This is a genomic window from Myxococcus sp. XM-1-1-1 (genome assembly GCF_020037095.1).
Taxonomy (GTDB): Bacteria; Myxococcota; Myxococcia; order Myxococcales; family Myxococcaceae; genus Myxococcus; species Myxococcus fulvus.
This window is the reverse complement of sequence record NZ_JAIQDH010000002.1, coordinates 715598-728658: the sequence shown is the minus strand read 5'-3', so window position 1 is coordinate 728658 and position 13061 is coordinate 715598. Positions and strand designations below refer to the sequence as shown.

Below are 13061 nucleotides of genomic sequence, written 5' to 3'. Positions count from 1 at the left end.
GCGCCAGGCACGCCCCCGCTGGGTTACGCTTCCGCGCCTATGTCCCGTGCGCGTCCTGCTCGTCGGCGCCTGACCCGGCGCTCCTTCATCCAGCGGCTGAGCTTCCTCGGCGGAGGCGTGGTGTTGCTGGGGCCCCTGGCCTGCAAGCGCTCCTCCGAGGAGCCCAAGCCCGCGAAGGACCCCGGCCCGCTGGGCACCACCTCCGGAGGGCGGCAGACGCACACCTTCTCCGCCTTCGAGTTCGCCGTCGTGGCCGCCGCCACCGAGCGCATCCTCCCCAAGGACGAGGACCCGGGCGCGCTCGACGCGGACGTGCCCGTCTACATCGACCGCATCCTCCAGACACCCTCGATGCAGCCCATGCGAGAGGACTTCATGTCGGGGCTGGCCGCGCTGGAGCACCGCTCGCAGCGAATGTTCCAGAAGGGCTTCGCGTCGCTCACGCCCGCGCAGCAGGACGAGCTGCTCACGCTCTTCAAGGACAGCCCGCCCAGGAGCGGCGAGGCGCACTTCCTGGAGCTGCTCACCGTGCTGACGCTGGAGGGCTTCCTGGGAGACCCGTCCTACGGCGGCAACAAGGGCAAGGTGGGCTGGAGGCTGATGGGCTTCGACACGGTGGGCACCGTGGCGATGGCGCCCCCCGAGGGCTACGACGGCCCGAAGTGCCTGCGCGAGTGCGGGGTTCACAAGTGAGCCTGCCCCCGGTGGATGTCTGCATCATCGGCAGCGGCGCGGGCGGCGCGCCCATGGCGCTGGAGCTGGGCCGCGCGGGCTTCAAGGTGGTGGTGCTGGAGAAGGGGCCGCACTACCGGCCGCAGGACTTCGTCCACGACGAAATCCTCAACAGCCGCCGCAACTTCTTCATGCCGCTGCCCTGGGAGGAGCCGCACCTGGTGCGCAAGGGCGCCCAAGGGAAGTACGAGCGCAGCACCGCGGCGTGGACCGCCAACTGCGTGGGCGGCGGCACCGTGCACATGAGCGGCTTCTTCTACCGCCTCAAGCCGGTGGACTTCCGGCTGCGCACCACGCTGGGCGCGGTGCCGGGCAGCACGCTCGCCGACTGGCCCATCTCCTACGAGGAGCTGGCGCCCTTCTACGACAAGGCCGAGGCGGAGCTGGGCGTGTCCGGACAGGCCGTGCCCCACCCCTTCGCCGAGCCCCGGAGCGGCCCCTTTCCGCTGCCCCCGCTGGACGTGCACCCGGTGGCGTCGGAAATCGACAAGGTCTGCCAGGCCATGGGCTGGCACTCGATTCCCACCGCGCGCGGCATCATCAGCCGCCCGTACAAGGGCCGCGCGCCGTGCGCGTACTGCGCGCTGTGCGGCAGCTACGGCTGCGAGATGGGCGCCAAGAGCGGCACCAACGCCAGCCTCATCCCCGCCGCCGTCGCCACCGGCAACGTCCAGGTGCGCCCCGGCTGCATGGCGCGCACGGTGGAGGTGGACAAGAAGGGGCGCGCCAAGAGCGTCGTCTACCTGGACGCGGACGGCGTGGCCCAGGAGCAGCCCGCCAAGGTCGTCGTCGTGTCCGCCACCGCGGTGGAGAGCGCGCGGCTCCTGCTCAACTCCACGTCCAGGCGCTTCACGCGGGGCCTGGCCAACGGCAACGGCCTGGTGGGGCGGAACCTCATCTTCAGCTCCTTCGGTGAGTCCCAGGCGACGTTCCGGCTGTCGAAGCAGGCGGAAAGGCGCCCGTGGCTGACGGACCCTGGGCCCTTCGTCAACCGCAGCCTCCAGGACTTCTACCTGATGCCCGACGCGCGCTTCGGCTTCCGCAAGGGCGGCACCCTGGGCTTCATGTGGACGCACCCCAATCCCATCCACGCGGCGTCGGGGCTGGCGGGCAGCGGCGCGTCCGCCGTCTTCGGCAAGGAGCTCAAGGACCGCATGCGCGCGTACCGCGACTCGCGCGTCCTGCTGTTCGAGGTCTACGCGGAGTACCTCCCCACGCAGGGCAGCTACGTGAGCGTGGAGGGCGACGTGAAGGACAAGCACGGCATCCCCGTGGCCGCCATCACCGTGGAGCGCCACCCCATGGACCTGGCGGCGACGCGCTTCCTGGTCGAGCGCGGCGAGGAGGTGCTCTTGCGGCTGGAGCCGGACTCGCTCGAGCGCAAGAGCGTCGCCGGCGAGACGACCATCCTCCAGCACGGCACCTGCCGCTTCGGCGACGACCCGGCCGAGTCCGTGCTGGACCGGAACTGCCGCGCGCACGAGGTGGACAACCTCTACGTCGTGGACGGCAGCTTCATGCCCACCGGCGGCAGCGTGCCCTCCACGCTGACCATCGCCGCCAACAGCTTCCGGGTGGCCAGCCACCTGGTGCGCACGCTGAAGCAAGGCGTCTCCTCCGGCGGCTAGCGATTGCGCAGGGGCGTCACGTCCACCTTCACGGCGTAGCGCGCCTGCATGTCGGACTCGAACTCGATGAGGTGGTCTCCCACGCCGGTGAGCTCCGCCTCGCGCGTGAAGACGCTGAACTTCTCCATCGAGTCGAGCACCGCGCGGCCGTCCGCCGCGGTCCGGATGCGCGCCCGACAGCCCTCCTCGTGGAAGATGACCACCGTCTCCTCGCCCGCCGCGGTGACCTCATCCAGGTAGAAGCTCACCTTGATGTGAGACGCCTCCGGCACCTGGACGATGAACTGGCTGCGGCCGGGGAAGCGACCCTCCGAATAGCCTTCCTCGCCCAGGATGCAGCCGGCGACGCGGCCACACACGGGCCATGACTCATCACACACATCCTTCACACGCGGACCGATGAAGTCGTCGCGAGTGTCTCCGCATCCCACCGCCAGCAACGTGAGCAGGAATGCACCGACGCTCTGGGCCTTACGACAGAACACTGTTACAACATTCATCATCATCGACCCTCTAGCGAGGAGTGAACGTCCATGCGACTGCACACCCCGTGGCTCCCCATTCTCTTCTTCTCACTCGCCGCCTGCGGCGAAGGCGCCGAGGAAATCCCCAAGGCCCCGCAGCTCATCTCGGACCGCGACGAGATGGCTTTCGACCAGGAGTTCCGCTCCGGAACCTACGTCGGAACCACGGGCTTCAACTCCGTCCAGGTGAAGAACATGGGCGAGGATACGCTGGATGTCTCCAGCATCGCCCTCTCCGGTCCGAATGTCTTCACGATGAAGGTCTCCAAGGACGGCCAGGACCTCAATCCCCAGGAGGCCTTCCAGGTGAAGTCCAAGGAGCGCTTCTTCGTCGAGGTGGCGTTCCGCCCCCGCGAGGCCCAGCAGTATCAGGGCGCGCTGGTCATCAAGTCGAACGCGGCGAACCTCCCCGAGAAGAGCATCACGCTCAACGGGCTGGGCATCGCGCCTCCCTGAGACACGTTGGACGAAACGATGACGGGCGGCCCTGACCGCCCCATCCACCCTGGCGCCGTGCGGTCGACTGCCCGCCAGGGTTTGCGCCACGAGGCCCTGCCCGCGGCCTCGCGCGAGCGCCCCCGTTGCAATGACTTGCATGCCGACCGCGTCGGCATCCCGACGGCGGACGCGCGAGTCGTTCCGGACGACCCCTTCATGGCCAGACACGGCTTGCTCGCGTGGGGGGAGACCTTGTCCCGGTGGGAGCCGCGCCCGCCGGACACGACGGCCCGGGAGCGCCCACCCGAAGGTGGGCCCCCGCCCCCCACGACGCTCAAGGCTGACGCGTGAAGACACAGCCACCACTCAGCGGAGCCACGCCGCCATCCGGGTCCGTGCCCGCATCCGCGGGTCCCGGGCACTGCGTGGTGACACCGCCATCCCGCGTATAGGATTGCGGGTAGTCCGCGTAGCCGGTGCGCAGCGTGTAGCCCACCTGCTCGTAGGAGTTGCGCTCGGACGCGGAGACATCCACGCGCATCTTCCCGCCGCGCACGAAGCGTCCCTCCAGGCAACCGCAGGCATACGGCGCCAGGGTGACGACGGTGGAGTTGGGCCGCTCCTCCAGCGTGTACAGCGGCTGCAGGGTGCTGGCCGAAGCACCCGCCGGCGTGTGCCAGGCCCTCAGCGCATCCGAGCGGTAGCCCAGCGTGAGCCCCTGGTTGCGGCTGCCCGCGCGCACCACCGCGCAGTTCTCGATGCCCGCGTCCGGCGTCGCCGGGGCGTCGCCGTCACAGAACGTCAAATCCAGCGCGAGCCCGTGCGCGGTGCCACCGTCCGGTGACTTCGCCACCTCCCACTGCACCAGCCACGCGCGGTCCTCCGGCGCGGGCACGGCGGGAAGCGTGAACAGGTACGAGTCCACGTCGGAAGGCACCGCGTCGTAGTCCATGGGGCCGCGCACGCCGCGGCCGTTCACCCGGTCGTCACCGCTGCGCAGCCGGCCGTAGCCGTGGGACAGCCTGCCGGAGACGCTGTACTCCGCGGTGTCCGGCGGCGCGGGGAACGCGGTGGTGGAGGCCATGGCCTTGGTCACCACCTGCTCGACGCCGCCCGAGTAGCGCCCCTGCTCGTCCGCGTCCTCCTCGCGCCACGTCACCACCAGGTCGTAGTCCTTGTCGTCCGCCCAGCCCACGCCGTTGTCCTGGACGTTGAAGAGGTAGCGCTTCTCCCCGGTGAACACCGGCACCGGGATGACGCCCCGGAAGTTGCTCAGGTTCACGAAGCGCGGGTTCTCCGACACCTCCTCGCGCAGCGAGTGCAGGCACATGGGCGCCGGCAAGTCCGTGCGCCGGCAGTAGTCCTGCACCAGCGGGGCGATGTCCGGGTTCTCCCCGTAGCCCTTGGGGCACTCGGTGCTGTCGTTGACGCACGCCGTGCGCCAGTCCTCGATGGTGGCGCCCTTGGACACCAGCGTGAAGACGAGCACCTGACGGTCCGGGATGTCCGGCAGCGGCGGGAAGCGGCCCCCCTCGCTCTTGGGGACCAGGTGGTAGTGCAGCCGCGTGGGCGCGGCGGTGGCGGGCAGCCTCACCTCGTACCAGTCCTCGTCGCCGATGTAGCCCAGGCGCCCCGTGAAGGTCGTCGTCGCGCCCGAGGGAATCGTCGTGGCCAGGTCCTGCGCCGGAGCGGTCAGCCCGCGCGCCAGCGCGTCCGCCACCTTGTCGTTGCCCACGACCACGCCGTCCACCACCCGCGAGTCCTGCGCGTCGGCCTCGTCCAGCACCCGGACGTCCACCTGATAGGCCTGCTGGATGTCACCCGGCGCGGTGTCCCGGTCGCTGATGCCGCGGTAGCCGCGCACCACCAGCATCCACTTGCCGCCGTACTTCGCCTCCTTCACCTTGCGCGCCGTGGCCAGCACGCCGGGGCGCACGCTCGGGCGCACCTGGTCCTCGTCCTCCTTCTCCTCCTTCACGAGGAAGCCGGGACGCAAGAGCTGGTACGACAGCCGCCAGTTGGGCACGAAGCCCTGGTCCGGCGCGGTGAGGCCCACGTAGAGGACCTTCCCCTGTGGCACGTCGAAGGTGAAGCGGTCCACGTCGTTGTCCGTGGCCAGGTAGCCGGTGGCCGTGCCCGTAAGCCCCCCGCCCGCCGACGTCAGCGCCACCGGCGTGGCGGCCGCCATGGCGTCGTTGGGCTCGTTGGTGTCCGGGTTCTCGGTGATTCGCGCCGTCAGCCGGTAGGGGCTGCGCGCATCGAACTTGGGCTGGGAGACGACGTCCGGCGAGTCCTGCACCAGCACCAGCAGCGTCTTGCCCGCCAGGTCCGCGCGCAGGGGCAGCACCATGTCCACCGGCTTGGGCGCGCCCTGGCCATGCTTGTCGTCCTTCTTCGCGAGCGCCGCCTCCTTGCCGTCCGGCAGCGTCTCCAGCACGGTGAGCGACAGCTGCACCGCGGTGCTGGAGGCCACGTAGACGCCGTTGAGGTTGAGCAGGGTGCGCGCGGTGGTGTTGGCGGGCAGCACGATGCGGTACCAGTCCTGGTCACCCTCGCGCTGCGGGCCCTCCTTCGCCAGGAAGCGCTCCAGCGTCTCACCGGGCTTGAGCTCGCACTCGTCCAGCGTCAGCGCCTCCTCGCGGCTGTTGCAGACATCCACCACCGCCACGGTGCCGGCGTCCTCCTTGTCATCACCCTTGGAGGAGCAGGCGGCGGCGAGGGCGAGCAGCGCGAGCGACAGCAGTCGGGCTTGGGTCTTCATGGCAGCGTCGTTTCTCACGGCGTCGGGAGGGTGACGTCGGGACGGCCGGGGCAGCCGTCGACGAAGTCCTCGGGATTCACGCGGATGATGCCGTCGGCGGGGGACTTGATGCCCCCCACCGGGTAGCGCACGTGGTTCACCCGGAAGGTGCGCACCTGCGTGCGCGCGGTCGGGTCGTCGGCGGGCACCATGGCCACCGACAAGGCGATGTCGTTGTAGCCGGCGCCCCGCACCACCACGCCCGCGTCGTCCGCGGAGGCGATGGTGGGCGCCAACAGCACGTTGTCCACGCGCAGCGTGTAGCACTGCCGGCCCAGCTCGTCCGGTGGGCCGTCCGCCTCGAAGGAGTAGCGGTAGCCCTCCGCCGCCAGGTTCGCGGTGTCCACCACCAGCGGGCGGGTGTGCAGGCGCAGCTCGGCGCGGCTCGACAGCCCGTCGTTGTCCGGGTCCTCGTCCAGGTCGTCGCTGGCGCCCTGGGTGCCGCCGCGCCACTCGATTCCGTCGGGCACGCCGTCGCGGTCGCTGTCGGCCAGCGTCGCGTTGGTGCCGATGAACTGCTCGTCGCAGTCGAGCAGGCCGTCACAGTCCGAGTCCGACGCGCGCAGGAGCGGCGGGCAGCCCTTGTCCAGGCCACCGCCGTCCGGGTCCGCCACCTGCGTGGGGTCGAAGTCCACGCCGCGGTCTCGGAAGTACACCTCCACGCCGTCGCTGAAGCCGTCGCCGTCGGTGTCCACGCGGTTGGGGTCCGTGCCCTCCTCCCGCTCGCGCGCGTCCGACAGCCCGTCGCCGTCCGTGTCCGCCTCGTCGAAGGGGCTGCCCGGCGGCGAGGAGAAGTTCGTCGCGATGACCTCCTTCACGATGAACGTCCGGCGCACCTGCCCGAAGCTGAAGTCCAGGAAGTTGATGGGCTCGTTGTTGCGGAAGTCGCGGAAGTTGCCGCCGCCCAGCGCCGCCATCTTCTCCAGCCGGTCCGAGTTCTGGTTGATGATGAGCAGCGGGCAGCCGCCGTCGCCCGACAAATCACACACCGACGACACCGGCTGCGTGGGGTTGAAGACGTGCACGGTGTTGACGCGCACGTCCTCCACCAGGTCCCGCAGCTGGCGGATGCGCACCACCGCGTCACCCTGCAGCAGCTCGTCGTCCTGGTCCGTGGTGGGCCGACCATCGGACAGGAAGAGGACCGAGTAGCGCGCCTGGGCCAGCGCCTGCGCGCCGCCCGGCTCCAGCCGGCTGCGCGCGATGTCCGTGTTGATGAGCGAGTAGATGTCCGACAGCGGCTTGACGAAGTCCGTCGAGTCGCGGTTCGGGGAGTTGTCCGGGTTGCGGAAGGTGAGCAGCTGCTCGGTGAGCTGGCGCATCCGCGCGTCGTCGAAGCTGGCCACCTGCACGAAGCCGTCCTGCGGCGGGCTGCCCGGCGTCTGGGTGAGGAACGCCGTGGTGCTGCCGGCGAAGAGCACCACCGCCAGGTGGACCTCCGGGTCCCTGGGCAGGTTCTCAATCAGCTCCACCAGCGCGGTGGCGCGGGTGCCGTCCGGGTCGCTGACGCGCATGGACTGCGAGGCGTCCATGGCGACCACCAGCTTGATGGGCCGCACCACCTCGTTGGAGCCCGTGCTGCAGAAGCGGCCCTGGATGGACACCGAGCGGTCCACGGGGACCTCCACGTCGCGGCGCGGGTCATACAGATACGAATCGGTGCAGGCCACCGTCACCGCCACCGCGACCACCAGCCCCGCCAGGATACGTGCGGCCACACTCACGGAAGCAGACCTCCCTGCTGGCCCGAGGGCGGCGCGCCCACGCACCGGCCCTGGCTGTCCCAGGGATTGCTCAATTCCGTGGGCACCATGAAGTTGTCGTTCGTCAACGTCAGCTCCGGCCCCACCGGCACGCGCACGCTGGGCGGCGAGTACTGGGACCACGCGCAGGCCGCGCGCCACACGCCGTAGTCGGTGGCCACGCCGCTCTCCGGCGCCTCCGCGAACCACAGCTTGAACAGGTTGAAGCCCTGCTTGGTGCCCGGCCGGTCCGGCGTGGCGACCATCTGGAGGTTCGAGACGGTGTAGTCGTAGCAGATGCTCCCGTTGGGGAGGACCTCGGCGATGCGCGTCTCGTACTGGAAGCCGTTCTTCTCGAAGAAGGCCCTGTCGCGCCGCGTGGGGTCCGTGCCCGCGCGCAGCTCCACCTCGTCCGGCAGGCCGTCACCGTCCGTGTCCAGCCCCGCCACGCTGGGCTCCAGCGGGTTCAGGCCCCAGCGCGCCTCGATGCTGTCGGGGATGCCGTCGCCGTCGCTGTCGACGATGGTCTCGCGCGTGCGCAGGTAGGCCTCGGCGAACTGGGAGAGCCCGTCACCGTCCGTGTCACGGCACGTGCAGCGCGGCGTCAGCGGCGAGTTCGGGTTGCAGCCGCGCGCGTCCAAATCGTTGGCGGCCCTGAAGCCCTGGTCCTCGCGGCGGTGCTCGAAGCCGTCGTCCAGGCAGTCGCTGTCACTGTCGGAGGTGAAGGGGTGGGTCTTCAGCGTGAAGGAGTTGTCCACGTCGTCCGGCACGCCGTCGCCGTCGCTGTCGATGACGCGTCCATCCAGTCCGGGCGAGGAGCTCAGCGGCTCCACCAGCAGCGTCTTCATCACGTTGCGCGACGCGAAGGACGAGTAGTCCAGCGCGCCCAGGCCCAGGTTGGAGATTTCGGCCGTGTCGTTGAACTCCTGGTAGACGCCGTTGCCCATGTCCGCGAAGCGCTTGAGCAGCCAGGAGGCGATCTTCTTGGCGGCCTCCGGGTACTGGGCCTGCGGCACGCCGGGGTAGATGCCGTAGATCTCCTGGCAGATGGGGCCGCACGCGCGCACCGCCTCCTGGTTGAAGAGCAGCACCGTGTGCATGCGCACGTCGCCGACGTTGTACTGGTCCTTGAGCTCCATCAGCCGGCGCACGTAGCTGAAGAGCTGGTAGTTCTGGTTGCGGTCCGTGCCGATTTCAAACCCGTCGATCTGGTCCGTGGTGTTCGTGGCGTTGCAGAAGCTCACGATGGAGTCCGCCCACGTCAGGTCCGGGTTGTCCGGATTGGCGTACACGCTGAGGTTGTCGGTGGCCGAGCAGCGCGGGTACGGCGTGCCGTCCGTGAGGAAGACGACGACGTAGCGGGTGCGCGGCAGCACCTCCGGGTTGGACAGGGCCACGGCGTTGATGTCGCTGGCGATGAGGCTGTACGCGTACGACAGCGCGCCCTGGTAGTCGGTGCCCTTGCCCAGCTGGCTCTGCAGGCCGTCGATGTAGCTGTCGATGTTGGTGTCGGGCCGGGCGAAGCGGTTGCCCGTCGTGGCCGGCGGCCAGACGTTGCGCACGTTCGTCTCGAAGGGGGCCACGGACACCTGCACGTTGCCGCCCGCCGCGTTGACCTGACGGAACTGGTTCACCAGGCGCTTGAGGGCCCGCACGCGCGCGGGCTCGGTGACGCCCGGCGGGATGATGGCCTGCACCTCGGCGCGCTGACAGAAGCCGCTGTCGGTCTGCGCGCCCGGCGGGTCGCTGATGCACATGCTGCCCGACTCGTCGATGACCACCACCACCTTCACCGGGAAGCCGGAGGGGTTGGGCGGGCGCGTGCACACGCGCCCCTGGAGCATCACGCGGTCATCGACGTGGGTCTGCTGCTCCGTCCGGGGCTCCAACATGGAGTCGGTACAGGACAACAGCCCCGTGGCCAGGAGGCCCGCCATCAGCAGCGGGAGTCGGACAAGGCGACGCATGCGGTACGACCTCCTGGCGAGGGGGACGACGAGATTACTGCTCGCTGCGACGACGGCGCATCAGCATGCGCAGCAGCGCGGCGCCCAGCGCGGTGGCGCTGAAGCCGGCGGGGACGGAGCTGCAGTTGCCGCCCTCGCCGTCACCCTCACCCACCGTCAGCACGAGGGTGCTGGTGGAGACGCGCTGCTCGGGGAAGACGCGGTCGGCGAAGGCCAGTCGGGCCTCCACGGTCAGCTCGTACGTGCCCTCGGTGTCGGGCACGAAGTTGGGCACGCTGCCGTCCACGTACGAGTACTGCCAGTTGCGGCTGAGCGTCACCGCGCCCTGGGGGTTCTCCACCACGGCGTTGGAGCCCGAGGGGCGCTTGGTCACCGTCCAGCGGTACTCCATGGCCGCGCCGTTGCGGTTGGCGAACAGCGGCGGGCGCAGCGACTCACCGGAGCGGGAGAGCTTCATGGTGCCGCCGGCGCTGACCGCGAAGGCCTTCTTCGGGTCCAGGCAGTTCTGCTTCTGCGTGGGGTCCACCACGACGCAGAAGAGGATGTCGCACGCGTCGCCGTCGCCGTCGCCGTCGCTGTCGGCCTGGTCGCGGTTCGCCACGTCCTTGCAGTTGTCGGCGTCATCGAGGACGCCGTCGTCGTCGTCGTCCGGGTCGCACGCGTCACCCACGCCGTCGTTGTCCCTGTCGGTCTGCTCGGGGTTGGCGAGCCCGGGGCAGTTGTCGCTGCTGTCGGCGATGTTGTCGCCGTCCGCGTCCACGCGGCACTGGCTGCCGTCCGCCGGCATCACCTGGTCGGGGTTGGCGACGCGCGGGCAGTTGTCCGTGCCGTCCGCCACGCCGTCGTTGTCGTCGTCCGCGTCGCAGACGTCGCCCTGCGCATCACCGTCCAGGTTGGCCTGGTCCTGGTTGGGAATCAGCGGGCAGTTGTCCTGCTCGTTGGCGATGCCGTCGTTGTCGCGGTCCGGGTCGCAGTCGTCGCCGATGCCATCACCGTCGGCGTCGCGCTGCTGGAAGTTGGAGAGCGTCGCGCAGTTGTCGCAGACGTTGCCCACGCCGTCGCCGTCGCTGTCCGCCTGGTCGCGGTTGGACGCGAACGGGCAGTTGTCGCGGTCATCCGCGCGGCCGTCGCCGTCCGCGTCGTCCGTGTAGGCGAGCGTGTCGCCGTCGTCCGTGTAGTTCACCCACACCGAGCCGCCGCACCCGCACCCGCACCCGCCGCCCTCCTCCTGGGGCTTGCCGCAGCTGTCGCCGAGACACTCCGGGTTGTCGGGATTGTCGTTGGACTGTGCCTGGGCAAGACCGGGGTTCACGACCAGCATTGCCCCGAGCATCAGCACCGGAGCGAATCGAACGCGTGACATGGTGACTCCTTTCAGCCCCGAGCCCTTAGCAAGAGTCGATCCGCTCCCCGTCGTGAATCAAACATCCGTGATTCCAGAGGGTTGCGCATGGAGTGAAGAGGACTGGGCGGAGGAGTGTGGGGGGCACTCCCCAGCCCGGGCGAGGGGAAGACCCCACACCCACGGGTGGATCAGGTTCCGAGGATGAAGGCCTCGGGGTCCAACAGGAGGGTACCGGAGGGGGTGCGTCCCTCCTTCTCGTCGTACTGGATGCTCTGGATGAGCAGCGAGCCGATGCCGGCGCCGCGCGGGTCGTTGTCCCGGCCGGCCTGGAGGTACAGGTAGATTTCGTTGGTGCCCGCGGGGATGGTTTCGCCGGGCACGAGCGGGTGGGGCCGCGCCAGCGTGCGCACCAGCGTGATGTTCTCCACGCGCGAGTCGTAGCAGGTGCGTCCGTCCACGGTGGGCTCGGACTCCACCAGGTCGTAGCCGTAGGCGCGCTCGCGGTGGAAGTCGAGGTCGGCGCTCAGCGGGTCTCCATGCGCCTCGATTTCGGCGACGTTGGTGATGCCGTCGCGGTCCGAGTCGAGCAGGTCCTCGGGCACCAGCGGGTTGGTCTGCGACAGCACCTCCACCAGGTCCGGAATCGTGTCGCCGTCGCTGTCGCCGATGCAGGGGTTGGTGCCCAGCACGCGCTCCTCGCAGGTGTTGAGCCGATCTCCATCCTCGTCGAGCGACAGGTTGCAGCCGTTGATGATGTCGGGGACGAGCGGATCCAACCCGACGCGGACCTCGATGCCGTCCATCAGCCCGTCCTGGTCCGAGTCGACCACCGTGGGGTCCGTGCCCAGGGCGACCTCGTCCACGTCCGGCAGGCCGTCTCCGTCGCTGTCGACGAGCACCTGGCCGGCGCGCACCACCACGTTGCGGTTGAAGGCGAGGAAGCGCTTGAGCTTGAGGGTGTTGGTGCGCGCGGCGTACTGGATGCCGGAGAGCGTGGGGGACAGGCCCGCCGCGTCCGTCTCCACCGCCTGGGTGCCGCCCGCGTGGGCGATGGCCGCCACGTGCGCGCGGGTGTTGGGGTCCGCGACGTCGCGCACGTAGATGGGCTGCACCACCACCTCGCCCGCGCCGTACTGCTGGGCCAGGGCCTTGATTTCGCCGGTGACGGCGGTGAGCTCACACTGGCTGCAGGCGACCTTGTCCGTCAGCGCGTTGCACGTGGCGTCCAGGCCGATGTTGAAGGCCGGGTTGGCGCAGCTGGTGTCCTGGCTGCGCACGACGACGACGACGACGTAGCGCGTGCGGGCCACCTCGCCGCGACACGACGTCTGCATGTCACCGGCGAGCAGCGTCTTGGCCAGCCGCAGCGAGGAGCGGATGCTGACGGGCCCCGTCTCCTGATAGGTGGCGAAGCGCGGCAGCGCGGCCTGGAAGTCCGCCGCGTCGGAGAAGCCGCCCAGGATGCCGGTGGCCACCGAGTGGTACGCCACCAGGCCGAACTTCACGAACGGCCCGGAGAAGCGGCTGGAGAGCGTGGCGAGGCCGTCGGTGGCGTAGCCCACGATTTCCGTCTCGACGCCCTCGCCGCCCTGCAGCGCGAAGAGGACCTTGGTGGGGAACGCATCGCCGCCGGCGAGCGGCACGCAGACCTTGCCGGAGAAGTTGGCGCGGTCTCCGCCGTTGGCCCCACGCCCGTCGATGGCGTACAGGCCCGCGTCGGAGCAGGACAGGAGCAGAATCGGAAGCAGCGGCCACGCGGAGCGCGGAAGGGGGCGCATCAGATGGATTGTAGACCGCAGCCCCCCACGACAACGCAAGCGACAGCCGCGTCCGCGATGAAATCTCCCCGCGCTCGCACACAGCGATGGCGGTGATTTCGCCCCGC

General features: G+C 69.8%; 9 protein-coding genes. 3 read left to right on the top strand and 6 right to left on the bottom strand.

The genetic code is table 11. The features are described 5' to 3' along the window. Window positions 1-39: 39 nt before the first annotated feature. Entirely contained in the window at window positions 40-693 is a 654-nt protein-coding gene (locus tag K8640_RS07025; protein ID WP_223746359.1) for a gluconate 2-dehydrogenase subunit 3 family protein, read from the top strand. After that, on the top strand, window positions 690-2360 hold the full coding sequence (locus K8640_RS07020; RefSeq protein WP_223746358.1) for a GMC family oxidoreductase: 1671 nt from the start codon (window positions 690-692) through the stop codon (window positions 2358-2360). Before K8640_RS07025 ends, K8640_RS07020 begins: the two co-directional genes overlap by 4 nt. Here K8640_RS07020 and K8640_RS07015 read toward each other — a convergent pair. Next, on the bottom strand, window positions 2357-2845 hold the full coding sequence (locus K8640_RS07015) for a hypothetical protein (protein WP_223746357.1): 489 nt from the start codon (window positions 2843-2845) through the stop codon (window positions 2357-2359). The genes K8640_RS07020 and K8640_RS07015 overlap by 4 nt on opposite strands. A gap of 48 nt (window positions 2846-2893) precedes the next feature. Between K8640_RS07015 and K8640_RS07010 the strand changes: the two genes are divergently transcribed. Continuing rightward, on the top strand, window positions 2894-3340 hold the full coding sequence (locus tag K8640_RS07010; protein ID WP_223746356.1) for a hypothetical protein: 447 nt from the start codon (window positions 2894-2896) through the stop codon (window positions 3338-3340). 316 nt (window positions 3341-3656) lie between these two features. Here the strand turns inward: K8640_RS07010 and K8640_RS07005 are convergent, their stop codons facing one another. The 5 genes from K8640_RS07005 to K8640_RS06985 form a co-directional block, all read right to left on the bottom strand. Then, window positions 3657-6083: a hypothetical protein gene (locus K8640_RS07005; protein WP_223746355.1), complete on the bottom strand. Its 2427-nt coding sequence runs from the start codon at window positions 6081-6083 to the stop codon at window positions 3657-3659. A 14-nt stretch (window positions 6084-6097) separates the two neighbouring features. Further along, window positions 6098-7846, bottom strand: coding sequence for a VWA domain-containing protein (locus K8640_RS07000; RefSeq protein ID WP_223746354.1), 1749 nt, complete (start codon window positions 7844-7846; stop codon window positions 6098-6100). Then, the gene (gene mtsD / locus K8640_RS06995; protein WP_223746353.1) at window positions 7843-9831 is read right to left on the bottom strand and encodes a cell-cell cohesion protein MtsD; all 1989 of its coding nucleotides are present in this window, start codon (window positions 9829-9831) and stop codon (window positions 7843-7845) included. The genes K8640_RS07000 and mtsD overlap by 4 nt, the downstream gene beginning before the upstream one ends. A gap of 34 nt (window positions 9832-9865) precedes the next feature. Beyond that, window positions 9866-11194, bottom strand: a complete 1329-nt coding sequence (mtsC, locus tag K8640_RS06990; protein ID WP_223746352.1) for a cell-cell cohesion MYXO-CTERM protein MtsC — start codon at window positions 11192-11194, stop codon at window positions 9866-9868. A gap of 170 nt (window positions 11195-11364) precedes the next feature. Then, window positions 11365-12954, bottom strand: a complete 1590-nt coding sequence (locus K8640_RS06985) for a thrombospondin type 3 repeat-containing protein (protein WP_223746351.1) — start codon at window positions 12952-12954, stop codon at window positions 11365-11367. Window positions 12955-13061 lie beyond the last annotated feature (107 nt).

Bases quoted from the DNA above. Each gene is read 5' to 3' on its own strand.
- K8640_RS07010 (WP_223746356.1), top strand. From the start codon at position 2,894: ATGCGACTGCACACCCCGTGGCTCCCCATTCTCTTCTTCTCACTCGCC.
- K8640_RS07025 (WP_223746359.1), top strand. From the start codon at position 40: ATGTCCCGTGCGCGTCCTGCTCGTCGGCGCCTGACCCGGCGCTCCTTC.
- mtsD (WP_223746353.1), bottom strand. From the start codon at position 9,831: ATGCGTCGCCTTGTCCGACTCCCGCTGCTGATGGCGGGCCTCCTGGCC.
- mtsC (WP_223746352.1), bottom strand. From the start codon at position 11,194: ATGTCACGCGTTCGATTCGCTCCGGTGCTGATGCTCGGGGCAATGCTG.
- K8640_RS06985 (WP_223746351.1), bottom strand. From the start codon at position 12,954: ATGCGCCCCCTTCCGCGCTCCGCGTGGCCGCTGCTTCCGATTCTGCTC.
- K8640_RS07005 (WP_223746355.1), bottom strand. From the start codon at position 6,083: ATGAAGACCCAAGCCCGACTGCTGTCGCTCGCGCTGCTCGCCCTCGCC.